Genomic DNA, 24,887 nt, shown 5'->3' with positions numbered 1-24,887 from the left:
GCAACCGACGACAATCATGCCCAATCAACGAGCGGCTTTTACCCTGATAGAGCTGCTGATAGTCGTCGTAATCATCGGCATCCTGGCTGTCATGGCGATTCCCAAGTTCGCCAGCACGAAGGAGAAGGCGTACTTCGCGACAATGAAGGGCGACCTTCGGAACCTGGCCACCGCGCAGGAGGGGTACGCGGCCGACAACAACGGCATGTACGCCAGCGGAACGACCACCGGCCCCGCCTCGCTTCCGGGGATCACCTATGCGCCGTCGACCGGCGTCACGATGGTGGTCACTGCATCACTCATGGGATGGGAGGCAATCGCCTCGATGCCCGCGCCTGGTACCACCAAGATCTGCGGGATGTTCATCAGCAACGATGACCCCCCGGTGCCTCCCGGTCCGCCTAATCCCGCCACCAACACCGGCGAGCCGAAGTGCGCCCCCTAAAACCAGGACGTCAGCTAATGGCGTCGCGGGCGCGCGACGGCCAGTAACGAGCTGCCGAACGGAAGGTGAAGAGGGGCGAGGAGTCTAGACTCCCATAGGGATCCGAACTCGAGAGCGCGATTGATCGCAGATGGCGGCACAGTCGGCAGAGCGGCACCACCCGGCATGATGCGCTCCCACGTCCGCACCACCACTTTCGCTGCCGCGAGCCAATGAAAGAAGTAGCGCGCTTCGGAAACGACGAATCCAGCGCGGGTCAGCATTTCGGTGAGCGTTCGACTCGTGTAGCGCGCGCGATGTCGATTGAGGTCGTCGTGCCGGGTCCAGAGTTGCGGGAACGCCGGAACAGTGACCAACACGCTGCCTCCCTCATCGAGCAGCATTGCAGCCGTGCAAAGAGCTTCTTCGGGGCGGTCGAGATGCTCCAGCACGTCTAGAAACAGAATCAGCGAATAACGACGCCCGGGTTGGAATGAGTGGTCAAACGGGGCCACGTGAATTCTATCAGCCCACGGTCCGCTTCCACTGGCGGCCGGATCCACTCCCTCGACCTCGCCAAAAGCGGTCAGGCGATCAAAAAAAAATCCGTCTCCGCAACCCACGTCGAGGATGCGCGCTCGGACTCCATTTGGCACGAGCCGCCGGATGGCGTGAAGAAGGAGCCTCTCGCGCGCCCGCCACCACCAGTGCCGCTCGTACAGATGGCGGTACTGCGTGATGTATCGCTCATCCATCGCTCCCGCCCCCGGTGGTCTTGGAGATCACGTACAGCGGCCGTCTCTTCACCTCTTCGTAGATCCGGCCGATGTACTCGCCGATTACGCCCAGAAAAAAGAGATTCATGCCGGCGAGAAACGTTCCCAGCGTGAGCAGCGCGGTGAAGCCGCGTGGCGACTCGTCCAGCATGATTTTCCTATAAAGGGCGTATAGCGTGAATGCACCGGCCATCGCGACGGTGCTTACGCCCAGGGCGGCGGCGGCGCGGAGCGGAACGATCGAGAATGCGAAGATCCCGTCGAACGCAAGCTTCAGCAATTTGATCGGCCCATATTTGCTTTGCCCCGCGAACCTTTCGCTCCGCTCCACGACCACACCGGTCTGCCGGAAGCCGACCCATCCGCGCAGGCCCCGGAGGTATCGATGGTGCTCGGGCATCTTCCTCAACTCGCGTACGACGCGGGCGGAGAGGACGGCGAAATCACCGGCGTCGAGCGGCAGCTGTCGTTCGGCCAGGCGCGCGAACAGCCGGTAGAAGAGGAAATAGCTGAGACGCAGCGGCCATGCTTCCTTCCGCTTGGTTCGCTGAGCGTACACGACGTCGTGCCCTTCGTGATACCGCTCCAGCAGCGCCGGTATGGCCTCGGGCGCGTCCTGCAGGTCACCGTCCATCACCACGACGGCATCGCCGTCGGCATGATCAAGCGCGGCAGTCAAAGCCGCCTGGTGTCCGAAATTGCGCGACAGCGCTACGCCGAGAATCCGATCATCGGTGGCGGCCGCCGCTTCCAGAATCTGCCAGCTCCGATCGCTGCTTCCGTCGTCCACCACGACGATGCGATGAGGTCCGCCCGGGATGCCGTCAAGCACCGCCCGGACTCGTCGCAGCAGCTCTGGAATGACGTTTTCTTCGTTGTACAGCGGGATCGCTACGTCGAGCTTGAATGGCGCGCTCATAAGGCGGAAGCGCCCTTGAAATAAATCATCTCCCAAAGTGGCACCCCGAACGCGGACAGATCATACCGCGCGAAAGAAACGGTCTCGAACACACCGGCGAACATTACGCGCCATTCGTCGACCGGCCGCGGGAATCGCCCCCGATCGGCCAACGCCAGATACCTCGCGACCGAGGCGCGTTGCGGCAGCACCAGGTCCAAGACATGAATGTGACCGCCGGGCGCGAGCAGTGACCTGCTGGCAACGAGGACCCGCATCGCCTCGGCCGCGCTAAGGTGATGCAGGAAGCTGTTCATCAGGATGAAGTCAAACTTGCCAAGGTCCTCTTGCATCGGAGCCGTGACATCGGTCGCGATGAACCGCCCCCGGTGACGCCTCCGCGCGGCGGCGACGTACTTGTCGTTGATATCCACTCCGACGTAGTCGGTATGCGAAAAACGAGCGGCATTCGTTCCGGGGCCGCACGCGATGTCGAGCACGCGTCTCGCGCGTGCGATGTCTCCACTCTCGTCGATGGGGGCAAGCTTGCGCTTCGCGAACGGAGTCTGCCAGAGGCGGTACACTGCCGCCTGCTCGAGCAGGGAATCGGCGAAGCTCATCGCCACCTCACCTCGAACCGGCCCACCGACGCCGAATGCGGAAATCGCTGTCGTAATTCCCATGTGAGCCGGCCGGGAAGCGGGCCCGAGAATGCGGGGCGCCGATTGATCGCGATGACGGAGACGGCATGGCGGTCGATGGCTGCGAGGGTTCGCGGAACGCGGGCTTCCCGCGTCTCGAAAAAATCAAACAGCGTCCGCGTCGGATTTCGCAGGCCGCTCAGAAAGTATACCTCCGGACTGTCGGGCGCGGCGTACACATAGCCGCTCGACGCGTGCGACCGCACTACCGCAACCAGCTCGCGGTACTCCGCGTTGTCAGGGGGCGGCACCCTGATCCCGCCGCGCTCCAGCTCCAGCGGCTCGAACCTGGCGCCGGCAATGCGCGTGAATCTGGTCGTGTAGATGACTCCGGGGTTCACGTACAACAGCCCGACGCCGGCATACAAAGCCAACAGGACGGCCGGAATCATTCGCGGCACGCGCGGCAGCTCGCTGCTGAGCGCCAGCGCCGCGAGCAAGGCGAACGGCGCTACATAACAGAAATAAACCGGCGCGGTAAACGGGAACTGGACCAGGCTCACCGTGGCGCTCATCGCGAGCAGCAACATCAGTATTTGCCGCCGGGCCCGGGCCGCCGTTTCGGCCCCCCCGTCCCCGGGGGGGATGGCAGGCCGTGCCGCGCGCGCCAACAATGCGGAGCCGCCAACGACCATTACAGGGATCAGCGTGAGCAGCGAATACCAGAGAAAGCGGTAAGTGCGCGGCCCCGTTCCCGCCATCCATAGCACCCACGTCGCGACCGCCGCCAGGACGGCGCCATCTACAAGGTCCGACCGCCTTCGCGCATACGGTGAGCAGGCAGCCAGCAGCACGAGAGGGAGAACGGCGAACACCGCAGTAATCGGCACGGGACCGACTGAAGCGAATGACAGCCGCAACAGCGGCAGGACGAACAGCCCGTCGAGCAACAAGTGCAGCGCGCCCATCCACGCGTACATGCCAAGCCACGGCCCGATTACCAGTGCGACTCCGCAAAGAAATGGAAGCGCCAACCTCGACCAATTTTTCACCCGATCCGCGCCGGACCCGCGGCAGCGGGATTCACGCACGGCGAGCATGACGGCGAGCGCCGTACCCGGGAGGACGAACTGGAACAGCTGAGCCGGCCCCGGGCTGGCGCTGACGGCGACCAGTAGCGACGCGACGAAGGCTGCTAGCGCGGTGACGACGGCAGCTGAAAACGCGACGCCCCATATTTCGCGTCGTCCGCGAATCCCCCCAGCGGTTTCCTGTTCCAGAAAGACGAACAGCAGTAGCGCCGCGGCCACGTAATACAAACCGGACGTCTTGAAGCTTATCGAAATACCGCCGAGCACTCCGGCGATCACGAGCCACCGCGCGCGTCCCGTCTCGATGTGGCGCACGAGCGCGGCGGTACCAAAAAGCGCGAAGTACAGATTGTACCAGGATGGTAGCGCCGCCGGATAATTGGCGACACTCCAGACCATGGCCGTGAAAGACACCGCCGCCGCCCCGACGTACCCGGTAAAACGTGAAGCGATGTAAAAAATCGCCGGCACACAAGCAACCGCGACGGCCAGCAGTACGATCCGCATCGCCGCGAGGTTTACCCCGAACGCGCGGAAGGCCAGAGCATTGAGCGCGCTGAGGCCGCCACTGTAGGGATCATCAAAATCCCTGTGGGGAATCTCGCCCTGCAGCACGCGCTCGGCGGCGTGCGCGAGCGTGCCCTCGTCGTGCGGGATCCACCCGCGGTCCCAGTACCCCGCCAGCAGTAAGGAGGACGCCATGAGCGCGACGCCGAGCATTGCCCACCAGGGAGCCCGACGATTCGAGAAGGAGATCAAGCCGGCTGGCCCGTGCCGCACCTGTCTCAGCCGCGTGGTGGCAGCGGGATCCCCCATAGCATGGAAACTCCAGTCGAGTACGGCAACAGTACCGGCGGCTCATCGTCGGAACGGCGCATGAACATCATCGGGACCCGGCCGGGGTGGGCGGCCATGAAGGCGGCGTTTGCCGCGGGACCCATGTCGCGTACGATCATCACACCATCCCGCGACGCGCCCGGCAGATCGCTCTGCCACAGGAGCGGCGCGACGTCGACGATGCCCAGCGTGTCGGATGCCGCCTCCCGGAAGCAGTCGGGCGTGAGGCGCTCGCCTTCGCTCAGCCGGATCCAGTTTCCCCGGGAGATCTGAACGCGGGGCAGCTCGCCGCTTCGAAGCGCGAAGTCCAACGGCCGCGCATTGACGTCCCGCGCCGACGGACTCGGATAGCGCTCGGCGAACTGGTGTACAGCGCAGGTGGGATTGTGCGTCAACGCCATCTCGAGCGAGTCCAGCCTCATTCCGCGTGCAGCCAGGCGCATCGCTATTCGACTGGTCCACCCTCCGTGAACGAACATCGTCGAAGGCTGCGCGACATGCGGAACGTCGATTCTCGTGCTCGCCATCCAGCCCCGGTATTGCAGCAGCCGGTCGGGACCGAGGTAAAAGACTCCCGCCGCCGCAGCGAGAGCGAAGGCGCAGGCTAGACCGGCGCGTATCGAGTACCCGGCGGGCTCCCAAGCTCGCGGCACGCTGCGCACGACTCCAGCCGCGGACACTACCGCCAGGATCGCCCACGCCGGCGCCGATTCGTTGAGCATGCGCGGCCCCATGAACATCCCATGATGCCAGTACAGCGCGTTCGCGGCCACCGGAAGCAGCGCCCAGAGCGCGATCAATCGCTCGCCCGGCTTCAACCTGGGAGCGGCAAGCAGAAACAGTCCGGCCACGACCACCACGGGAATCGGAGTTCCCAGGAGATGGAGGCTCAGCGCCGTGAGATCGGAGGACGTGAACCCGATCGCCTCGACGACACCGTACATGTTGCCCCACGGGTCACGATGAAATCCCAATCCCATGGCCGGACCCTGCGCGGCGGTGTAGCCGAAGCGCAAAGGACTGCCGAAGAAGTGCGCGTTATACGCGCCGAGCGCGACGACGAAGGGCAGCGCTCCCGCGGCGGCGGCGAGCGAGTATCGCGACCACCCGGCCAGCGAGGGTCGCTCCCTCCTTCCAGCGCTCGCGAATATCGCCGCGACCGTCGCCGCCGTCACGACCGCGGCGAGCGGCCTGATCGTAAGACCCGCCCCGGCGGCGACTCCGGCCAGGAGCGCCCAGCCGAACCTCGCGTCGTCGCGCGCGCGCACGCCGCAGTACACGGCCGCCGCGCCCATGGCCGCCGCGGACACGTGGTTCATGTACGCGCCGGCGTGCGCGACGAAGAACGGGCTCGCCGCGGCGAACAGGGCGCCAAGGCGAGCGATTGCCCGATCATCAGGGAGCAGCCGCTCCGCGGCGAGCGCCGCGAAGAAAACCGCGACGCCGCACAGAATCGGACCGACCGCCCATACCGCGCCCATGCGGAAGCCCGCTGCTAGGAGGACGACGTGGCCCGGCGGATACTGCGACACCCAGCCGTGCGGCGTCAGCAGCGAATTCTGTACGTGCCAGAACTCGTTCCACCCGTCGACCGGCCCAGCCATGCTGCCCGCGGCCAGGAACCGCGCGTGCAGCAGCTGCGCCATTGCGTCGATCAGGTTCGGCTTGCCGTCGAGAATCCAGAGCGAGAACGCGGTCGTGTAGACGACGGCGAGCGCCGCGGCCGCGAGCGCGAACCAGTGAATGGGCACGCTCGTCAAAGCCCGGCCCGCGCGCGACGCCGCGCTCTCGACCCGCTCCCAGCCGATCGCCCGCGCGAGAATGAGCCCGAGCACCAGCGCGATGGGCGCGCCGATCATCAGCAGCGACTGATCCTGCTCGGTGAAGAGCAGTACGTCGTTCCCGATGACGCCGATCTCCCGGCCGTACAGCAGCCGGTAGACGGGGAACGCCACCAGGACAACGAGCCCCGCGCCGCAGACGCGGCGGAATACGCTCACGATGTGCTCGATACTTTCCTGTCGGGCAGCGGCTGCCCCAGCAGCCTGATGCTACGGGGCGTGAGGCTCCGGGCGCCGCGCCGCCGAGCCGGCAGTCGGGGCTGCGACCGGGCCGTCAGCTGCGCCCGGAAGATGTGACCGATCGCCGCCACCCCGTCACGCCAGGTGATCTTCTTTCCCTCGGCGTACGTCCGCCCGTAGTAGTTGATCGGGACCTCGTATATCCGCGCGCCCATCTGCGACAGGCGCGCGAGGATCTCGGGCTCGATTCCGAACCGCCGGCTCGTCAGCCGCATCGTGAGGAACGCGTCCCGGGAGAACGCCTTGTAGCCCGACTCCATGTCGGTGACGTTGAGGTCGGTGAGCATGTTGGACAGGAGCGTCAGCATGCCGTTGCCGACACGGTGCCAGAAGTACAGCACCCGGTGCGCCCCCGCTCCACCGAACCTCGTGCCGATGACCGCGTCGGCGTATCCGTCCACGATCGGCGCGATCAGCGCTGGAATGTCCTGCGGATCGTACTCGAGGTCGGCGTCCTGGATGAGAACGATGTCTCCCTTCACGAGCCGCGCCGCCGTGAGGATCGTGGAGCCCTTGCCGCTGTTGGCTTCGTGCGCGTGCACCACCAGATGCGGCGTGCCGATCGCGCGCTGGCGCAGCTGCGCGAGCGTGTCGTCGGTGGATCCGTCGTCCACGGCGACGATCTCCAGCGCCATGTCCGCGCTCTCCAGGCGCGGGGGGAGCATCTCCAGGGCGTCGATCGTGGCGGAAATGGTCGACGACTCGTTGTAACACGGTACGATGACGCTCAGGAGCATAGTCTTTTCGTAGGGTGCTTCCCGCGGCCGGATTGTTTCGCTGAGTAAATGTACGGCCGGGTGACGACGCGTCGCATTCCGGGGCAACCTTCACGTTGCTTTCACGCGCAATCGACCGATGTCGCTTCCGGCGGGATACGGCGCCACGATCCGGCATGCGCGTCGGTTCTCGCTCCGGCTTCACGCTCATCGAGCTCGTCATCGCGGCGTTCATCTTCGCCGTGGGCGTCCTCGCGCTCGAAGCCACCGCCGCCTCGTCGCTCCGGCGCCTGCGGCGGTCCGCCGATCTCTCGCTCGCGGCCGCGGTGGCGCGGTCCCGCCTGGAGGCACTGGCAGCCGCGCGCTGTACCGCGCTCGCGAGCGGCAACGAAGACATTCGCGGCGTCGCCTCCAGCTGGACGATCGAGGCGACCCCGCTCCCGTCCGTTTGGGCCGTGTCGCAGACCGTCGTGTACGCGCTCGACGGACGGCTGCGCACGGACACCTATCGCGCGATGATCAACTGCTCCGAATGACCGCGCGCCGCGGCTTCGCGCTACCGGAGCTGCTGATCTCCGTCCTCCTGCTCGCGATCGTTGGCGGCGCGATTTCCGAGGGCCTTCGCCGGCAGCAGCAGGTGTTTCGCTCGATCGCGTTGCTGACATCGGTTCGGGGAGACGCGCATGACGCTGCCGAAGTGCTCGTGGCCGACCTGTCCGCCGCCTCACCCCTCGACACGCTTCCGCTCGCGCTCGACTCGGCGGTCGAGTTCTACAGCCTGATCGGCGCTTCGGTCAGCTGTGATTCGGCGCCGGAGTACCAAATCGCGATGCCGCCGGAGAAGCTTCGGAGTGGCATCCGGCTTACGACGCTGCTCGCTTCGCCCGACAGCGGGGACGTCCTGCTGGTGTTCAACCACGACAGCGCGGCGACGGCGGGCGAGCCGCGCTGGGAGCGGCATGCGGTCGCAGCCGTCTCGTCGGCGCCGTCGACGACGGTGTGTCCGCCCTCGACCGGCTTCACCTCCGCGGCTGACGTAAACACACCGGCGTACGTCATCACGCTGAGCGGCGCGGTGAGCGGCGCTATCGGGCGGGGCGCCCCCGTCCGCATTTTGCGGCGCACGCGCTACAGCCTGTATCGCGCGTCGGACTCGCGCTGGTACCTCGGTCAGCGCCGCTGCAGCCCGCTCGGCGCGCCGGCATGTGGGGCAATCCAGCCGGTGAGCGGACCGTACATGGCGTACGCCGGGTCGGGCGGGCAGAGCGGGATCGGACTGCGGTACTTCGATGGGGCTGCGCTGCCCGTTTGGTCGTCGGGGGGGACGACGCGCGTGGCGCTGGTCGAGGTCATCGTCCGTACCCGCACGCCGATCCCGGTGCGGCCCGGCGGCGCGCGGTCCGCCGCGTACATCGATTCCACGTCGCTCTCGGTCGCGCTGCGCAATCGTGACTGACCGCACCGGCCGCGGCGGATTCGCGCTCGTGCTGGCCATCCTGGCCGTGGTGGTCGCGGGTGCGCTCATTGTCGCCACACACGTCGCGGTTACTCTGGAGCACAGGATGGCGGCTTCACGGATCGCCAGGCAGCGCGCCTTTGCCATGAGCGAGTACGCGCTGTGGGGGGCGGTGGCCGCGTGGGACGCTTCGAGCCCGGGTTTGCCGGAGGGGAGCGCGACGGTGAAAATCATTCGCGCGGGGGGCGACAGCGCGATTCTCACGACCACTCGCCTCAATGAACAGATGTATTGGCTCGTGGCGGAAGCCACCGTGGGTGAAGCCCGCAGGCGCACCGGCGTAAATGTGCTGGCGCTGACGGATTCGACCGGAACGCATGTGCGTGCGGTGAGACGCTCGTGGGTCGAGCTCCACTGACCGAACCGCGCCCGCGCCCGGGGAAGGGCATTTTGCGAGAGAAGTGTTACCTCCGACCGCCCGAATCGTTTTGCTGGTTGTAAGGAAGCCGTGAGTCGGGGCCGAAAATCAACCGGCCCGCTCCGCACAAGCAGAAGCAAGAGCATCGTTTAAGGCGCGCCACTTAAAGTTTTTGTTGACAAAGGTGGCAGGGCGCCAGACTTTAGCGAACCTCCACCAGGACAGCATGGCGCTTCTCGGCCGTCGTAAGCCGACCGTTGGCCTAGACATAGGTTCCGGACTGATCAAGGCAGTAGTGATCGACCACTCCAAGGGTGCCCCGGAGCTGGTCAAGGTCGGTATTGCCCCCCTTTCCACGGATGCCATCGTGGAGGGCGAGGTCATGGATCCGGGTATCGTCGCCGACGCGATCCGCGAGTGTCTGGCGATGGCCGAGGTGAAGACGAAGGAAGTCGTGACCGCCGTCGGCGGCCGCGACGTGATCGTCAAGAAGATCCAGGCGGAGCGCGTGGGCGAGCGGGAGGCGCGCGAGGTGATGCGCTGGGAGGCGCAGCAGCACGTCCCGTTCGATGACATGGACGCGGTCGAGCTCGACTTCCAGGTTCTCGATCCTGACGACGAGGGCAACAGCCAGATGAGTGTGCTGCTCGTCGCGGCCAAGCGGGACCTGGTCGAGGCGAAGCTGCGGCTTCTGAGCGAGGCCGGGCTGTCCCCGTCGATCGTGGACGTCGATGCCTTCGCCCTGCACAACGCGTTCGAGCTGAATTATCCCGGGGCGATGAGCGGCATCGTCGCGCTGATGAACATCGGCCACGAAGTGACCAACATCAACGTTCTCGACTCGGGCATTCCCGTCCTGACCCGCGACCTCGCGGTGGGGACGCGGCGGCTGCGCGAGGACCTGCAGCGCGAGCGCGGCCTCACGGCCGAGGACGCGAACGCCCTCATCACGGGGTACGACCGCTCCGCGCACGTGGACGCGGTGCTGGACGCGCGCGTCGAGGAGCTCGCCGTGGGCGTCGAGCGCGCGGTGGCCTTTCTGCTCTCGACCGCGAAGGCCGGCGCGGCGCTCCGCTCGGTGTACATCTGCGGCGGCGGCGCCCGCACCCCGGGACTCAATGACGTGCTCGGAAAGCGTATGCGTGTCCCGGTAGAGCTGGCCAACCCGCTAGCGAATCTGCAGATGCGCTCGGGCGCGCTGGAGTCGCTGGTGATGGATGAAGTCGCGCCGCTGCTGATGCTTCCGGTCGGTCTCGCCCTCCGGAACCGGTGAGGGCGAAGACACCATGATTCACATCAATCTGTTACCCGGCGCCAGGCGCCGGACGGCCGGGGGCGGCGGGGGCGGTTTCAGTCCCAAGGAGCTGCTCGGCTCCCTCGGAGACCGCGTCAAGGACAAGTACCTCGTCGGCGCGGTGATCGCGGTGATCGTCGCCGTCGCACTCGGCGCGTTCATGTTCACGCGTCAGGCGCAGGCCAGTGGCGAGCTCGCCGAGCGGGAACGGACGGCGCTGCAGGACTCGGCGCGTTTCGCGACCGTTCTGCGGGCGCGTGTCGCGGCGGAGACGGAGCGGGACCTCGTGCTGCGGCAGCTGGCCGTGATCCAGTCGATCGACGATACGCGCTTCATGTGGTCGCACATTCTGGAAGAGATCAGCCGCGTGGTACCGCAGTACACCTGGCTCGTTTCGATCGCGCAGACGAGCGCTCCGCCGAGCGCGGCCGCTCCAGATTCCGAGATCGTGGCGCTGCAGCGCGAGGCCACTACCCCGGCCGGAAGGGCCCGCCTGGAGAAGGCGCGGCGGGAGAAGGCCGTGGCGATCGGCAGGCGTGCCACTCAGTTCCGCATCATAGGACACACAGTCGACATACAAGCGCTGACCCGGTTCATGCGTGACCTGGAGTCGTCGCCCTTCATTCAGAACGTCAACCTCGCGCGGTCCGACCTCGTGACCAGCGACGGCAAAGAGGTCACCGAATTCCAGCTGGACGCTGCATCCGAGCGTCCCCCGCCGACGGAGATTCGGACGCTGCCGCTATCCGTGAGGGTTCAGTAGCCATGGCCATCGGCGAAAACTTCACCAAGCGCGAGCAAACGCTGATCGGGATCGCGCTGCTCTCGTTCGCGCTGCTCGGCGCGTTCTGGTACCTCATGTATTCACCGAAGTCGAAGACTCTGAGCGCTATGGAGCTGCGCGTCGACTCGCTGGAGGCGGCCAACCAGCAGGCCCGCACCGACCTCGCGCGCGGGAGCGTCGATTCGCTGCGCGCTTCCGTGGCGCGGGACAGAGAGGCTCTCAAGGTCATGACGCGGCTCGTCCCCACGAAGAACGAAGTTCCGGGTCTGCTCGAGGACGTCTCGACCGCGGCGCGCAGAGTGGGACTCGACCTGGCGTCGGTGGAGCCGATGCCGGTCATCCCCGGCGACGACTTTGACACGCACCGGTACAAGATCTCGGTGATCGGCGGGTACCACGAGCTGGGCAGGTTCCTGAGCAACGTCGGCTCGCTGCAGCGGATCGTGGCGCCGGTGGCGCTCGAGATGAAGCCGTTCGTGTCGTCGGGACGGGGAGCGACGCGGCGGGCCGCGCCGGGCAAATCGATGCTCGACTCGAATTTCCAGATCCAGACGTACGTGGCCAAGGTGCGTCCGGACGATCCGCTGGCCACGCGCGCCGGTGATGAAGAGGTAGCGGCCCAATGAGACTGACTTTGCTCTGCGTGCTGCTGGTGTCGTCGACGGCGGCGGCGCAGTCCACGCGCACGACCCCGCCAGCGCCCGCGCCGGAGGAGCACATGATCTACCGCGAGGTGTTCGAGTACGACGCCGCCGGTCGGCGCGATCCGTTCGCGTCGCTGCTGGCAACGTCGGATCTCCGGCCGTTGCTGATCGATCTGCGGCTCACGGCGATCGCGTACGATCCCAACGGAAGGAATTCTGTTGCGGTTCTGCGCGATCTCACGTCCAAGGAACAGTACCGCGTGAAAGTAGGACAAACTCTGGGACGCATGCGTGTCGCGGCCATCCAGCCGAGATCCGTGACGTTCACCATACAGGAATTCGGGTTGAGCCGTCAGGAGACACTTACAATGGACGACAGCACACGAGTGAGGACGCCATGAGCGCGGTCCGCCGGATTTTTGCGCCCGCTTTGATATTGGCCCTGGCGGGTTGGACCGCCGGAGGCCACACCGCCGATCCGATCGGCGTGACTTCGCTGAGCGTCGTGCCCGCGACTGGGCGGGCGGAAGTCGTGATCGGGGTCACGTCCGAGATCTCGGCCAGGGACTTCGTCCTGTCGTCTCCGTACCGGCTCGTGATCGATCTCGACGGCGCCGTGCTCGACATGACCGGCAGCTACGATCGCGTCGCCCGCGGCGGAATCACCAACGTCCGCTACTCGCAGTTCAATTCCAACGTCGTTCGGGTGGTGATAGAGCTCGACGGCCAGCATCCGTATCAGGTCAGGCGAACGGCCAACGAAGTCCGCGTGGCCGTGGACGGCGGCACTTCCGCGTTCGAGGCGTGGTATTCGTCCGGCGCCGCGGCGGAGCGCGAGGTCGCGCGCGAGGCCGAGCCGGAGCCGGAGATGCGCATGACGCCGGTCGCGCAGCAGTCCACGCAGCCGCGCATCACCGTGACGTATCAGGACGCGGACATCCGCGACGTCATCGCCGCGTTCGCGACCTTCGCCGGCCGCACCATCGTCGTCGGCAAGGACGTCTCGGGCACGGTCACGGCCGAGATTCGCAATCAGCCCTGGGACGTGGCGCTGCGGGCGATCCTCGAGGGCCAGGGGCTCGCCGCGGCCGAGGATCCGGTCACCGGAATCATCACCGTCGACAGCTACCAGAACATTCAGAACAAGCAGTCGGTCGAGCCGATGGTCACCCGCATGGTGCCCGTGAACTACGCCAACGCGGCCGGACTGGCCAACACCCTGCGCCAGATGCTGGCGCGGGATTGCCAGCCGGGCAGCGCGGTGCCGCAGGCCGCGGGGCAGAACATGCAGACCAGCTGCGTCGCGCGCGGCGCCGTCGTCGCCGACACGTTCACCAACTCGCTGCTGATCACGGAGTCCGCGTCGCGCATGGGCGGAATCCTGGATTATCTCAGGAATCTCGACATCCGCACGCCGCAGGTCGCGATCAAGGCGAAGATCATCTTCGTCAACCGCTCGGACATCGAGGACCTCGGTCTGTCGTACGACATCGGCACGCGCGACCAGTTCTTCACGCAGCTGGTCAGCCGTACCGATCCGACTACGCTGGTTCCGGTGGACACCGACGGTGACGGGGTTCCCGACGCGCTCGGCGGCGGCAGCCCGGTGACGGGCGACCGCATCCTGCTCGGTGGAAACACGCTCTCCGCCATCGCCAACGCCAACTCGCGGGTCACCAATCCCGCGCTGTCGCTCGTCTTCTCCACCGCGCTCGGGAAGTTTTCGCTCACGGCCTTCCTCGACGCGCTGCAGGAAGTGCGTCTGGCGGACCTGCAGGCCGAGCCGAGCATCGTGACGCTCAACAACAGGAAGGCGGAGATCGCGGTCGGGCAGGAGATCCCGATCCGCGTGCTCGACGCCGGTACCGCACAAGGGGGCGCAGGCGCCGAGGGCGGCGGTGTCCCGCGCGCCACGGTTCAGCTCAAGGAAGTCGGCATCATTCTGGGCGTCACGCCGCAGGTCACCAACAACCGGCAGATCCTGCTCACCGTGCACGCCGAGAACTCCAACGCGCAGCTCGCGTCGTCCGACGTCGGGTTCATCTTCAACCGCCAGCGCGCCGACAACCAGCTGCTGGTGAACGACGGCGAGACCGCGGTCATCGGCGGCCTGACGGTTACCGAGGTAACGCAGTCGAAGTCGGGAATCCCGTTCCTGGTCAACCTGCCGATGATCGGCCGGTTGTTCGGGCAGACCCGCACCGCCGAGGAGAAGCGGGACCTGTTGATACTGATCACTCCGCACATCGTCGACGAGGGCGAGCAGATGCAGCAGCTGCGCGCTCCCGGCGGGGGTCGATGATTCATGGGCACTAGTCGAATGCGCCGCTCGCTCGCTCTCATATGTGCCGCCGCTTTCACCGGCATCGCGGCTTGCGGGGACTCCCTGACGGAAGGCACCACGGGCGACGCAAACCCGCCCGCGCTGGACCTTGCGGGTACCACCGCCTCCGCCGACACGGTGCTCTCCTTCTCGGCGGACGCGCGGGACAACCTCGGCCTCAAGACGATTCACGTGAGCGTGTCCGGAGGCGTAGCGTTCACCTTCGACACTACGTTCACCTCGACCGTCCTGGAAACGACCATCCCGTTCTCGCTGAGCGTTCCGCGCAGCGTGCCGTTGGGCACGGCGGTGACGGTCGTGGGCTTCGCGACCGACGGCTCGGGTAACCGGTCTCCGACCGATACGCTCCGGCTGGCCGTCGGCAACGTAGTGCCGCCCGACGCGCGAATCATCAGCCCGCTAAGCGGGACCGTAGCGGTGGTGGGCAAGTCGGTGGTGCTGGCGATCATGGGAAGGAGCGGACAGCGCGTCAGCTCGCTCGGCTTCAGCACGAGCGGGGTTCTGACCGTCGCCGATTCGACCGTGTTCACTACGCCGCTGCGCGACTCTCTTTCCATCAGCGATACGCTCCTGATACCGGAGGGAACGCCGGTGGGCCAGCTCACCGTCACCCCGTTCGTGTACGATTCCCTGGGACAGCGCTCGGTCGGGCCATCGATCATCCTCACGGTTCAGACGCTGGCTTCCACCACGTCGACGCCGGTGGTGACGTTCGGCATCACGCCGCGCGTCGAGGTGACCGACACGATCCACGTCAGCGCCAGTGACCAGGCTGGGATCGCTACGCTCGGCTATGAGGTAAGGAGCTCGCCGACCGGCGCAGTCGAAGCAGCGGACTCGCTCGTCTCGACCGGCCAGATCACGTCGCTCTTCCGCACGTTCAACATGCGGTTGCCGTATACGACATTCCCGCAGACGATCTTCGTCCGCGCGTTCGCGACCAACGCGAACGGCACGCGCTCGTACGCCTTGCTCGCGGGCGGCGCGATCCGCACCGACACGGTTACGGTCGTGGCCGGCGCGACGCGCCCGCTACCGTCCGGCGGGGCGGTTGCCGACGCCCTGTATCACCCGGTCAAGGACAGGCTGTATCTGACGAACATCGAGCGCAACAGGCTCGAGGTGTTCGCGTTCGCGGACTCCAGCTTCAAGCCGTCGATCAGCGTCGGGTCGCGCCCGTGGGGTGTAGCGGCATGGCCGCGGGACCGGAACGGAACGATGGGCGACACGCTCCTCGTCGCCAATTCCGGTGGTACGTCGATCTCGTACGTCGATCTCAATGCCACAGGCCCGCTGTCGCCGTCCGGCCGCGACGTTTCGGCGTATGCGCTCCCGAACATCATCGCCTACAGCGTGACGTCCACCGAGTCGGCAACGGTGCCGGGTCTCATGATCAGGCAGCGTACCAAATACGATTTCAGCGACCGGCCGCAGTTCCTCGCCGCCACGTGCCGCGGCAGCGCCACGCCCGGAACGCCGTGCGGCGACGTCATCCTGGTGTACTCCACCAGCCCGACGGGCGGGCAGTCGGTTCCGTTCCCCAACAAGGGGTCCGTCCGCTGGGAGAACCTGACAACGCGTACGTCGCACTTCTTCTTCGAGCAGGCCGTCGGCCAGAGCGCGTCACGTGCCGATACGCTGGAAGTGGAGCGGTACGCGTCGGCTGGCTTCGGCGCGGACGAGGTTCTCGTGTCGGTTGACAGGGCGATCGTGGTCGTGATCGACCAGCTCGGCTTCAGGGACACGACCTACGTCCGCAATTCCGGCAACTTCCGCAGAGCGGTGATAGGCGAGGGCGGTCCCGCCCTCGGCAGCCGCGCCCTCATGTACGACGTGACGAGGGGAATGGAGGTCCATCCGCTCCAGGCGGTCGACCTCGGCGTGTCGCGCGCGGCGGACGTGACGGACTACATCGCCAACACGTTCTCGCGGGTCAAAGGCGCGGCCATCAACTTCGACGGCGAGCTCGCCGCTATCCGCGGAGACTCCACTTACCTGATAGACGCGACACTGCGCCTGCAGGGGCTCTTCCAGACGTCGGGCGGGAACCCCGGCTTCGACTTCCATCCGAACAACAGCGGCAACGGCACCAGCATTCCGCGGTCGAGCTGCTACTCCTTCGCGGCGTCTACGGAGCCGGTGATCGAGATCTACGAGAATCGCAGCTACGCGCGCGTGAACGTTGTCCCCGTTCGCGACCCGATTATCGGACCGATCAAGTCGGCGCTGCGTCCCAACGGCGAGATAGTGTTGGTGGGCGCGACCGTGCGGGGCGTAGTGATCGTGACGCTGCCGAGCAACTTCGTGAGCGGCTGTCCATAGCTGGTGATAACTGCCACCTAGAACTGCCAAGCTGCGGGCCACCAGCTAGAAGCCGCCAGCTACGAGCTTGAGTTTGCTCGTAGCTGGCGGCGTTTTTTGCTGGTAGCGCGTAGCTTGGCAGTTCTAGGTGGTAGTTGGCAGTATCTTTTGCCATGCTCCGATTCACGACGGCCGGGGAATCTCACGGCCAGGCCCTCGTATGCATCTTGGAGGGCATGGTCGCGGGCGTGCCGCTCTCAGCCGGCGACATCGACGCCGAGCTCGCGCGCCGCCAGCACGGCTACGGCCGCGGCCGGCGGATGCAGATCGAATCCGACAGCGTCGAGCTGCTGGCCGGTGTGCGCGCGGGGGAGACGATCGGATCGCCCATCGCGCTGCTCATCCGGAACCGCGACTGGAAGAACTGGTCGGAGATAATGGATCCGGCGCGGAGCGGGGCCGACCCCGACAAGCGCAAGCGCGCTGTCACGCGCCCGCGCCCCGGACACGCCGACCTTTCCGGCATGCTCAAGTACGACCGCGCCGACGCGCGCGACGTGCTCGAGCGGGCGTCGGCCCGCGAGACCACCGCTCGCGTCGCGGCCGCCGCGGTTTGCCGCCGCTTCCTCTCCGAGTTCTCCGTCAGGGTGGGCAGCCACGTCGTGCACCTCGGCGGCATCGACGCCGCGCCGCCGGACGCGCTGCCCGAAGACGTCAACGCCGCGGTCGGCGACTCTCCGCTCCGCACGCTCGACAAGGACGCGGAGCAGCGGATGATCGCGCGGATCGACGAAGCCAAGCGCGACGGTGACACGCTCGGCGGGATCTGCGAAGTCGTGTGCACCGGCCTGCCGGTAGGGCTCGGATCGTACGTGTCGTGGGACCGCAAGCTCGACGGCCGCCTCGCGGCCGCGATCATGTCGATCCCGGCGGTGAAAGGTGTGGAGCTGGGATTGGGGTTCGAGGCGGCGCGAATGCCGGGCTCGCGCGTGCACGACGAGATCGACGCGGAGTCGCAGGCGACTCGCGCCGGCGGAGTGCACCGCCGCAGCAACCGCGCGGGCGGGCTGGAGGGCGGGATGACGACGGGCGAGCCGCTCGTGCTTCGCGTCGCGATGAAGCCGATCAGCACGCTGATGAAGCCGCTCGCGACCATCGATACCGAGACAGGAGAGGCGGCGGCCGCCGTCGCGGAGCGAAGCGACGTGACGGCCGTGCCGGCTATGGGGGTGATAGCGGAGGCGATGGTTGCATTCGTGATCGCGCAGGCGTTTCTGGAGAAGTTCGGGGGGGATTCGCTCGGCGAGACGCGGCGGAACTACGATTCTTACATCGCGCGGATCAACGAGCGGGGGAAGTGAACTGCTCCGCATTTTCCGCCGCTCTTAATGCCCGTTTTCCTCATCGGCCTCCCCGGCGCCGGCAAATCATCGGTAGGAAATGCGGTGGCGACGGAGCTCCACATACCTTTTGTGGATCTCGACCGCGAGATTGAAAAGGCCGCCGGGAAATCGATATCGAGCATTTTCGCGGAAGGCGGCGAACCGGCTTTCCGGGCCCTGGAATTCGAGGCGACCGAGCGCTTGCCGCGCACCTCCGCTATAGTTGCTCCTGGCGCCGGGTGGATCTCGAACGAGGCGGTCAGGGTACTTGTGCCTCGTGCCGGCCCTACCATATACCTTAGAGTAGAGCCTCGGACAGCCGCCCTGCGACTCGGGACGGCCGCCGCGGACCGGCCGCTGCTGGCCGGCGACCCGCTCCGGGAGCTGGAACGGCTTCTGACGGTCCGAGGAAAACTCTACGAGTCGGCGGACGCGATCGTCGACACGGAACAGGACCCATTCGATCAGGTAGTTCAACGGACCGCCGAGCTCGCCTCGGCGTTTCTGCAACACCGGCGGGAATAAGAGGATTATGGACGAACAGCTGCCAATCGCTATGCCTTTCAGGGTCCTGGGACCACACGAGCGCGGACGCTTCGCCCCCGAAGCGTGGGGCCATCTGCTCGCGCTCAGTGGATCCGGCGCAATAAACCCCGCCGAGCTCGAGCACATCATCGAGCGCGCCCTGGTGCAATTCGAGGGACGGATCGCGCTGGACGACCTGCGCAACCTGCTCGAGGGCACCGGGCTCGACGATGTCGGTGCTCCCGGCGACAACCCGACGGTGCACTGAGCGATGGCCGCGAAAAAGACCAGCAGGTCCACGGTGAAGAAGAAAGCGCCCGCCGCGAAGAAGACGGCCGCCCGCACGGCGGCGCCGCGCAAGCCGGTGGGCAGGCGGAAGAGTGCCGCGCCGGCGAAGTCGCTCAAGGCAACCACCGCGCGCCGGCGCAAGCCGGCGGTCGCCGATGACGACGGCGATCCGAGCGCACAGGGCGGAACCACGTCGCTGGTGATCGTCGAGTCGCCCGCCAAGGCGAAGACGATCGGCAAGTACCTCGGCCGCGGCTACCGCGTGCGCGCGACCATCGGCCACCTGCGCGATCTCCCGGAGAAGAAGCTCGGCATCGAGATCGAGAACGACTTCAAGCCCGAGTACGTCACGATCCCCGGGAAGGAGAAAACCCTCGCCGAGCTGAAGGCGGCGGCGAAGTCGTCGCGCGAGATATTCCTCGCGACCGACCCCGACCGCGAGGGCGAAGCCATCGCGTGGCACGTGGCCGGCCAGATCAAGGGGAAGAACGGCGCGCCCATCCGGCGCGTGCTCTTCAACGAGATCACCAAGGACGCCGTGCAGGAAGCGATCGCCAACGCCGGGGACATAGACGAGAACAAGGTGAACGCGCAGCAGGCGCGCCGCGTGCTCGACCGGCTCGTCGGATACAAGGCGAGCCCCGTGCTGTGGAAGACTGTGAAGAAAGGGATCTCCGCGGGCCGCGTGCAGACCGTCGCGCTCCGGCTCATCGTCGAGCGCGAGCGCGACATCAAGGCGTTCAACGCCGTCGAGTACTGGAGCGTCGAAGCGCAGCTCCGGAAAGGCGATCAGGATTTCACCGCCAAGCTGCACCACGTGGACGGGAACAAGCCGCACATCCCGGACGAGGCGACCGCGAGCAGAATCCTCGGCGACCTGAAGAAGTGGAAGGAGTTTCCGGTCAGCGACGTCAAGCGGCGCGAGCGGAGAAAGAATCCCGCGGCGCCGTTCACGACGAGCACGCTGCAGCAGGAGGCCGCCAAGAAGCTCGGTTTCGGCTCCAAGAAAACGATGCGCCTGGCGCAGGACCTGTACGAGGGAATCGAGCTCGGCGAGGAAGGTGCCGTCGGACTCATCACGTACATGCGCACCGACTCCACGCGGGTATCGGAGACCGCCGCCGCGCACGCGCGCGATTACCTGCGCACGCTGTTCGGCAAGGAGTTTCTCGCGGCCGGCCCTCAGCTGTACCGCGGGGGCAAGACGCGCGACGGAGAGAAGGCGCCCGCCAAGGAAGGAAAGGTGAGAGCGCAGGACGCGCACGAAGCCGTGCGCCCGACGGATCCCGAGCGCAGGCCCGACCGCATCGCGCGCTTCTTCAAGGACGAGAAGGGCCGCGACCGCCTGCGGCTGTACCAGCTCATCTGGGAGCGGTTCATGGCGTCGCAGATGGCGCCCGCGGTATTCGACACCACCACCGTGGATTTCGAGCTCGACCAATACTTGTTCAGGTCCACCGGGAGCGTGATCAAGTTCCAGGGCTTCCTCGCGCTGTACAAGGAGACGCGTGAGGAAGGCGAAGGACGCGCGCTCGAGGACGAGCAGGCGCTCCCCGCGATCGCGGCCGGCGAGAAGATCCCGGTGAAGTCGATCACGCCGTCGCAACACTTCACCGAGCCGCCGCCGCGCTACTCCGAGGCGAGTCTCGTGAAGGAGCTCGAGCGGCTCGGGATCGGCCGGCCGTCAACGTACGCGTCCATCATCTCGACTCTGCTCGACCGGCACTACGTGAACCTGGAGCAGCGCCGCTTCCACCCGAGCGACCTCGGCAATCAGGTCGAGCGCGTCATGGTGAAGAAATTTCCCGACGTGTTTAACGTCGCGTTCACGTCGCACATGGAGACCGACCTCGACCGCGTCGAGGAGGGCGACGTGGACTGGCACGAGATGGTCGGCGATTTCTACGGGCCGTTCGCCGCCACGCTCAAGGTCGAGGACACCGAGTCGCTGATCGCGGAAGCGCACGATCTGTCGGCGCTGGCCACCGAGCGCTGCCCGCAGTGCGGCGGGAAGCTGGTCGCGCGCGGCGGATTCTTCGGCCCGTTCGTCGCGTGCGAGAACCATCCCAAGGAGTGCAAGTTCACGCGGCCGCTGCGCGGCGACAGGAAGCCCGCGCGGATGTCCGACGAAATCTGTCACGAGTGCGGCGCGCCGATGGTCATCCGCACCGGACGGACCGGCGAGTTCCTCGGCTGCAGCAAGTTCCCCAGGTGCCGCGGCACGCGCTCGATGCCGACGGGCGTGAAGTGTCCCAAGGACGGCGGCGACATCGCGGTGCGCCGCTCGAAGAAGCGAGGCAAGGCGTTTTACGGCTGCGCCAATTACCCGAAGTGCGACTTCGTGCTATGGGACAAGCCCGTCGCGGAGAAGTGCGCGGAGTGCGGCTACCTCGGCGCGGAGCAGAAATTCAACAAGACGCGCGGCGAGTACCGGAAGTGCATCAACTGCGCGAACGAGTGGGACGTGGAGTCGCAGCCGCTCGAGGCGATACCGGCATAAGACGTGACTAGTGACTAGTCACTAGTCACCCAGCCCGTCGGCGATGCCTGCCGCGCTTCTAGTTATCCGGCTTCGGGGCGGGCCGCTTCCCCTCGGAGCGCGAGGATTGCGGCTGCGGCCGTGATTCCGCCGGCCGGGACGGAGCAGAAGCCGGCGAATGCTGCCGGCTGGAGCCGACATCACGGGCGGGCGCTCGCGCGGACTCGATCGGCCGTCGCGCGGACTCCCGGCCGGTGTCTTCCCGCTTCGACACTGTTTCAGTCCGGGACCGCTCACGACGAACGACTTGGCTTCCGCCGCGGGACGCCTGCACGACGACGTCGGGTGGCAGCGGCACGCTCGGGTCGCGGTCGAACGGCTTCTTCGGCGGGTTGCGCCGCTTGACTTCGACGACTGGGACCACCGGCGTCGTGGTCACCTCGCGCCGGTCAGTGTAGCACCGGCTGGTGTTCAGGAGTGACAGAGCCATGTAACTGCGTCCATCGCCGCAGTCCTGCAGAAATCGTCGCGGATCGGAGACAAACGTGAGGAAGGGGTCGCGCCAGTTGAGATACACGTCCGACGCCCACGCGTCATCGGGCAGCCCTTCGACCAGCATCTCTTCGAGCGCATACCACGTGTCGCTCAGGTTCGTCGCGCGGAACAGGTCCGCGCCCACGAGACTGCGGAGCGCCCACGGTGACTCCAGGATTCCTTCCACGGGGAGAGGATATTTCGACGCGATCACGAAATACGCGTCCGCTTGTCCGAGCAGTACCCTGGAGTCATACCCGGCGCTCACCGAGTACGACCACGGTGCGTTGAGGCGGTGAATTGTTTGCTGGTTGAAGCCCGCCTTGCTCCGAAAGTCGATCTGACTCCGGAAGTGCGGGTAAATCATGCTGATTCCCTCGCCGCGGCGGACTGCGAAGATCGCGACATACGCCGGCTCGCTCAGCTCGTAGTTGAGCGCACCGCCCGTGGGGGCGAACAGCCGCACGTGCAGTGGCTCATCCGTGGGCAGAGTGGGGACGTGCATTGCCGACTGCTGGGCGCATCCGAGAGCGAAGGGGATCGCGGCGAGTAAAAAGAACGGGCGCACGTTTGCCTCCTGCAGCTAAGAACTCTTTCGGCCTATAGGCAATATTATCCCTGGTTCCCTGAATCGCCCGCGCGATTTTCGATAACTTTGAGACGTGACGAGCTCCCGACCCCCTGTACACGTGATCGGCGGCGGCCTGGCGGGGTCCGAGGCTGCCTGGCAGCTCGCCTCCCGCGGTCAGCCGGTCCGGCTGCACGAGATGCGGCCGGTGCGCCACACCCCGGCCCACAAGACCGACCGGCTCGCCGAGCTGGTCTGCTCCAACACGTTCAAGAGCACGGAGCTGTCGTCGGCGCACGGCCTGCTCAAGGCCGAGATGCGCGAGCTGGGCTCGATTATTCTCGAGTGCGCGGACATCGCCCGCGTCCCCGCCGGCTCCGCGCTGGGCGTCGATCGCGACGTGTTCGCGGCCGCCGTGACCGAGCGCGTCACGAGCCATCCATTGATAGAAGTCGTGCGTGAAGAGGCGACGACGATGACCTCGCCGTGCATCGTGGCGACGGGCCCGCTGACCTCGGACGCGCTGGCGGCGGTGATTCGCGCGCGCCTCGGCGCGGACTCGCTCGCGTTCTACGACTCGATCGCGCCGATCGTTTCCTTTGAGTCGATCGACGCGAGCGTGGCGTTTCGCGCGTCGCGCTACGGCAAGGAAACGATGGAATCGGGCGCCGACGACGAGGGCGCGTACCTGAACTGCCCGATGACGCGCGAGGAGTACGAGCGGTTCCTCGACGCGCTCACCGCCGCTGACCAGTTCCACGGCCACGAGTTCGACGCGGTGCCGTACTTCGAGGGATGCATGCCTGTCGAGGAGATGGCGAAACGCGGGCGCGAGACGCTCCGCTTCGGCCCGCTCAAGCCGGTCGGCCTCCGCGATCCGCGCACGAACGAGCGCCCGTACGCGGTGGTGCAGCTTCGCCAGGAAGACCGCGCGGGTCGCATGTGGAACATCGTCGGCTTCCAGACCCGTCTGCGCATCCCCGAGCAGCAGCGCGTGTTTCGCTCGATCCCCGGCCTGGAGAACGCGGAGTTTCTCCGCTACGGCTCGATCCACCGCAACTCGTACGTCAACGCGCCGGGCGCGCTCACGCCGCACCTCTCCGCGCGCGACGACGACCGCGTGCTGTTCGCCGGGCAGATCACCGGCGTCGAGGGCTACACCGAAAGCTCGGCCACCGGTCTGCTCGCCGGCCTGAACATGGCGCGGATGCTGGAAGGCGACGCGCCCGTGGTTCCGCCGCCGACGACGATGCTCGGCGCGCTGTACCGCTACATGCGCGAAGCGGATCCGGCGCACTTCGCGCCGATGAATGCAAACTTCGGTCTGGTGGACGATCTGCCGGCGAAGGTCCGCGACAAGAAAAGGAAGCGCGAGCTGATCTCGGTCCGGGCCCTGTCCGACCTTCGCGTCTGGATCGCGGAGACCGGCGTCGCCCTCGCGCCCGAGCCGGCGGTGCGCGCGTGACCAGGCGCGGGCGGGCGCGGGCGAATCTGCTGGAAGATTTTCTGACTCATCTCGAGAAGGAGCGCGACGTCTCGCCCAACACGCTCGTCGCCTATCGCCGCGATCTCAACGAGTTCGTGGAGTATTTGGGCGACTATTACGGCGGGCAAAAATGGACGTGGGACGGGATCGACCGGCTGGCGATCCGTGGCTTCCTCTCCCACCTCACACGCCGCGACCTCAACCGCCGGTCGATCGCGCGCGCGCTGTCGGCGGTGCGCACGTTCTACAAGTTCCTGCACCGCAACGAGAACGTCGAAGCCAACCCGGCCCGCGGCGTCAGCTCGCCCAAGCTCGGCAAATATCTCCCGGGCTACCTCGACCGCACGCAGACCGAGATCGTGTTCGCGTCGGCCGAGCTGCGGGCGCGGGAGGGCAGGTTCGGCGACGTGCGCGACTTCGCGATTCTCGAGCTGTTCTACTCGACCGGGATGCGTCTGTCGGAGCTGCGCGGAATCAACCGGTCGGATCTCGACCTGCTGTCACAGCAGGTGAAGGTGCGCGGCAAAGGAAGGAAGGAGCGCATCATCCCGCTCGGCGATCACGCGGCGGTGGCGCTCCGGAACTACGAATCGAAGCGCGACGTGCTGGCGCGCGCAGTCGGTGTGAGCGGCGCGGACAGGGAAGCGTTTTTCCTGAGCGCGCGTGGCAAGCGCATGAGCGTGCGCACGATCCAGAACGCGGTGAAGAAGCTCCTCGACCGCGTCAACGAGAGCGCGGGACTCTCGACGCACTCGCTGCGGCACACGTTCGCCACGCACATGCTGGACGCGGGCGCCGATCTTCGCGCGGTGCAGGAGCTGCTCGGCCACGCGTCCATCTCGACCACCCAGATCTACACCCACACCAGCGTCGAGCGGCTCAAGCAAGTGCATCAGAAGGCGCATCCCCGCGGATAGGTT

The 24,887-nt window shown here is 66.5% G+C and carries 23 protein-coding genes; 16 read left to right on the top strand and 7 right to left on the bottom strand.

The genetic code is table 11. The features are described 5' to 3' along the window. Positions 1-16: 16 nt before the first annotated feature. On the top strand, positions 17-445 hold the full coding sequence (locus WEA80_07800) for a prepilin-type N-terminal cleavage/methylation domain-containing protein (GenBank protein MEX1186479.1): 429 nt from the start codon (positions 17-19) through the stop codon (positions 443-445). A 14-nt stretch (positions 446-459) separates the two neighbouring features. On the opposite strand, the gene WEA80_07795 is transcribed toward WEA80_07800, so the two are convergent. The 6 genes from WEA80_07795 to WEA80_07770 are packed head-to-tail and all read right to left on the bottom strand — an operon-like array spanning position 460 to position 7,485. Further along, a complete protein-coding gene (locus tag WEA80_07795) occupies positions 460-1,179 on the bottom strand; it encodes a class I SAM-dependent methyltransferase (protein MEX1186478.1) in 720 nt (239 codons plus the stop codon). Then, positions 1,172-2,119 (bottom strand): glycosyltransferase family 2 protein, encoded by a 948-nt coding sequence (locus WEA80_07790; protein ID MEX1186477.1) that lies wholly within the window; start codon positions 2,117-2,119, stop codon positions 1,172-1,174. Before WEA80_07790 ends, WEA80_07795 begins: the two co-directional genes overlap by 8 nt. Further along, positions 2,116-2,718, bottom strand: coding sequence for a class I SAM-dependent methyltransferase (locus tag WEA80_07785; GenBank protein MEX1186476.1), 603 nt, complete (start codon positions 2,716-2,718; stop codon positions 2,116-2,118). The genes WEA80_07790 and WEA80_07785 overlap by 4 nt, the downstream gene beginning before the upstream one ends. Beyond that, on the bottom strand, positions 2,715-4,646 hold the full coding sequence (locus WEA80_07780; protein MEX1186475.1) for a hypothetical protein: 1,932 nt from the start codon (positions 4,644-4,646) through the stop codon (positions 2,715-2,717). Before WEA80_07780 ends, WEA80_07785 begins: the two co-directional genes overlap by 4 nt. Next, entirely contained in the window at positions 4,616-6,667 is a 2,052-nt protein-coding gene (locus WEA80_07775) for a glycosyltransferase family 39 protein (protein MEX1186474.1), read from the bottom strand. Before WEA80_07775 ends, WEA80_07780 begins: the two co-directional genes overlap by 31 nt. Beyond that, a complete protein-coding gene (locus tag WEA80_07770) occupies positions 6,664-7,485 on the bottom strand; it encodes a glycosyltransferase family 2 protein (GenBank protein MEX1186473.1) in 822 nt (273 codons plus the stop codon). Before WEA80_07770 ends, WEA80_07775 begins: the two co-directional genes overlap by 4 nt. A 155-nt stretch (positions 7,486-7,640) precedes the next feature. Here WEA80_07770 and WEA80_07765 point away from each other — a divergent pair, with 155 nt between their 5' ends. The 13 genes from WEA80_07765 to topA all read left to right on the top strand — a co-directional run bounded on the left by WEA80_07765 (position 7,641) and on the right by topA (position 21,400). After that, positions 7,641-8,000, top strand: coding sequence for a prepilin-type N-terminal cleavage/methylation domain-containing protein (locus tag WEA80_07765; protein MEX1186472.1), 360 nt, complete (start codon positions 7,641-7,643; stop codon positions 7,998-8,000). Continuing rightward, positions 7,997-8,920, top strand: coding sequence for a prepilin-type N-terminal cleavage/methylation domain-containing protein (locus tag WEA80_07760; GenBank protein MEX1186471.1), 924 nt, complete (start codon positions 7,997-7,999; stop codon positions 8,918-8,920). Before WEA80_07765 ends, WEA80_07760 begins: the two co-directional genes overlap by 4 nt. Then, positions 8,913-9,338, top strand: coding sequence for a hypothetical protein (locus WEA80_07755; GenBank protein ID MEX1186470.1), 426 nt, complete (start codon positions 8,913-8,915; stop codon positions 9,336-9,338). Before WEA80_07760 ends, WEA80_07755 begins: the two co-directional genes overlap by 8 nt. Positions 9,339-9,564: 226 nt before the next feature. Beyond that, on the top strand, positions 9,565-10,611 hold the full coding sequence (gene pilM, locus WEA80_07750) for a type IV pilus assembly protein PilM (GenBank protein ID MEX1186469.1): 1,047 nt from the start codon (positions 9,565-9,567) through the stop codon (positions 10,609-10,611). Between the two features lie 13 nt (positions 10,612-10,624). After that, positions 10,625-11,395: a PilN domain-containing protein gene (locus WEA80_07745; GenBank protein MEX1186468.1), complete on the top strand. Its 771-nt coding sequence runs from the start codon at positions 10,625-10,627 to the stop codon at positions 11,393-11,395. A gap of 2 nt (positions 11,396-11,397) precedes the next feature. After that, a complete protein-coding gene (gene pilO / locus WEA80_07740; GenBank protein ID MEX1186467.1) occupies positions 11,398-12,042 on the top strand; it encodes a type 4a pilus biogenesis protein PilO in 645 nt (214 codons plus the stop codon). Further along, positions 12,039-12,461 carry a hypothetical protein gene (locus WEA80_07735; GenBank protein MEX1186466.1) on the top strand — a complete coding sequence of 141 codons (423 nt, stop codon included), beginning with the start codon at positions 12,039-12,041 and terminating at the stop codon, positions 12,459-12,461. Before pilO ends, WEA80_07735 begins: the two co-directional genes overlap by 4 nt. Continuing rightward, the gene (locus tag WEA80_07730) at positions 12,458-14,362 is read left to right on the top strand and encodes an AMIN domain-containing protein (protein ID MEX1186465.1); all 1,905 of its coding nucleotides are present in this window, start codon (positions 12,458-12,460) and stop codon (positions 14,360-14,362) included. Before WEA80_07735 ends, WEA80_07730 begins: the two co-directional genes overlap by 4 nt. 3 nt (positions 14,363-14,365) lie before the next feature. Beyond that, positions 14,366-16,726, top strand: coding sequence for a hypothetical protein (locus WEA80_07725; GenBank protein MEX1186464.1), 2,361 nt, complete (start codon positions 14,366-14,368; stop codon positions 16,724-16,726). A gap of 152 nt (positions 16,727-16,878) precedes the next feature. Continuing rightward, a complete protein-coding gene (gene aroC, locus WEA80_07720; protein MEX1186463.1) occupies positions 16,879-18,066 on the top strand; it encodes a chorismate synthase in 1,188 nt (395 codons plus the stop codon). Between the two features lie 27 nt (positions 18,067-18,093). Then, entirely contained in the window at positions 18,094-18,612 is a 519-nt protein-coding gene (locus WEA80_07715; protein MEX1186462.1) for a shikimate kinase, read from the top strand. Positions 18,613-18,643: 31 nt separating this feature from the next. After that, complete coding sequence (locus WEA80_07710) at positions 18,644-18,880, top strand: DUF494 family protein (GenBank protein ID MEX1186461.1); 237 nt, start codon at positions 18,644-18,646, stop codon at positions 18,878-18,880. A gap of 3 nt (positions 18,881-18,883) precedes the next feature. Next, positions 18,884-21,400: a type I DNA topoisomerase gene (topA, locus tag WEA80_07705; GenBank protein ID MEX1186460.1), complete on the top strand. Its 2,517-nt coding sequence runs from the start codon at positions 18,884-18,886 to the stop codon at positions 21,398-21,400. 58 nt (positions 21,401-21,458) lie between these two features. Here topA and WEA80_07700 read toward each other — a convergent pair whose 3' ends face one another. After that, on the bottom strand, positions 21,459-22,481 hold the full coding sequence (locus WEA80_07700; GenBank protein ID MEX1186459.1) for a hypothetical protein: 1,023 nt from the start codon (positions 22,479-22,481) through the stop codon (positions 21,459-21,461). Between the two features lie 94 nt (positions 22,482-22,575). Between WEA80_07700 and trmFO the strand changes: the two genes are divergently transcribed. Both trmFO and WEA80_07690 read left to right on the top strand, forming a co-directional pair. Beyond that, positions 22,576-23,946: a methylenetetrahydrofolate--tRNA-(uracil(54)-C(5))-methyltransferase (FADH(2)-oxidizing) TrmFO gene (gene trmFO / locus WEA80_07695; GenBank protein ID MEX1186458.1), complete on the top strand. Its 1,371-nt coding sequence runs from the start codon at positions 22,576-22,578 to the stop codon at positions 23,944-23,946. Then, the gene (locus WEA80_07690) at positions 23,943-24,884 is read left to right on the top strand and encodes a tyrosine recombinase XerC (protein MEX1186457.1); all 942 of its coding nucleotides are present in this window, start codon (positions 23,943-23,945) and stop codon (positions 24,882-24,884) included. Before trmFO ends, WEA80_07690 begins: the two co-directional genes overlap by 4 nt. Positions 24,885-24,887 lie beyond the last annotated feature (3 nt).

It is taken from the genome of Gemmatimonadaceae bacterium (assembly GCA_040882285.1).
Lineage (GTDB): Bacteria > Gemmatimonadota > Gemmatimonadetes > Gemmatimonadales > Gemmatimonadaceae > JACDCY01.
This window is presented reverse-complemented; position numbering and strand designations above follow the sequence as displayed.

Coding starts and splice junctions, on each gene's coding strand:
- WEA80_07765 (MEX1186472.1), top strand. CDS start 7,641: ATGCGCGTCGGTTCTCGCTCCGGCTTCACGCTCATCGAGCTCGTCATC.
- WEA80_07715 (MEX1186462.1), top strand. CDS start 18,094: ATGCCCGTTTTCCTCATCGGCCTCCCCGGCGCCGGCAAATCATCGGTA.
- WEA80_07760 (MEX1186471.1), top strand. CDS start 7,997: ATGACCGCGCGCCGCGGCTTCGCGCTACCGGAGCTGCTGATCTCCGTC.
- pilM (MEX1186469.1), top strand. CDS start 9,565: ATGGCGCTTCTCGGCCGTCGTAAGCCGACCGTTGGCCTAGACATAGGT.
- WEA80_07790 (MEX1186477.1), bottom strand. CDS start 2,119: ATGAGCGCGCCATTCAAGCTCGACGTAGCGATCCCGCTGTACAACGAA.
- WEA80_07730 (MEX1186465.1), top strand. CDS start 12,458: ATGAGCGCGGTCCGCCGGATTTTTGCGCCCGCTTTGATATTGGCCCTG.
- aroC (MEX1186463.1), top strand. CDS start 16,879: ATGCTCCGATTCACGACGGCCGGGGAATCTCACGGCCAGGCCCTCGTA.
- WEA80_07725 (MEX1186464.1), top strand. CDS start 14,366: ATGGGCACTAGTCGAATGCGCCGCTCGCTCGCTCTCATATGTGCCGCC.
- topA (MEX1186460.1), top strand. CDS start 18,884: ATGGCCGCGAAAAAGACCAGCAGGTCCACGGTGAAGAAGAAAGCGCCC.
- WEA80_07710 (MEX1186461.1), top strand. CDS start 18,644: ATGCCTTTCAGGGTCCTGGGACCACACGAGCGCGGACGCTTCGCCCCC.
- WEA80_07795 (MEX1186478.1), bottom strand. CDS start 1,179: ATGGATGAGCGATACATCACGCAGTACCGCCATCTGTACGAGCGGCAC.
- WEA80_07800 (MEX1186479.1), top strand. CDS start 17: ATGCCCAATCAACGAGCGGCTTTTACCCTGATAGAGCTGCTGATAGTC.
- WEA80_07745 (MEX1186468.1), top strand. CDS start 10,625: ATGATTCACATCAATCTGTTACCCGGCGCCAGGCGCCGGACGGCCGGG.
- WEA80_07735 (MEX1186466.1), top strand. CDS start 12,039: ATGAGACTGACTTTGCTCTGCGTGCTGCTGGTGTCGTCGACGGCGGCG.
- WEA80_07770 (MEX1186473.1), bottom strand. CDS start 7,485: ATGCTCCTGAGCGTCATCGTACCGTGTTACAACGAGTCGTCGACCATT.
- pilO (MEX1186467.1), top strand. CDS start 11,398: ATGGCCATCGGCGAAAACTTCACCAAGCGCGAGCAAACGCTGATCGGG.
- WEA80_07780 (MEX1186475.1), bottom strand. CDS start 4,646: ATGGGGGATCCCGCTGCCACCACGCGGCTGAGACAGGTGCGGCACGGG.
- WEA80_07785 (MEX1186476.1), bottom strand. CDS start 2,718: ATGAGCTTCGCCGATTCCCTGCTCGAGCAGGCGGCAGTGTACCGCCTC.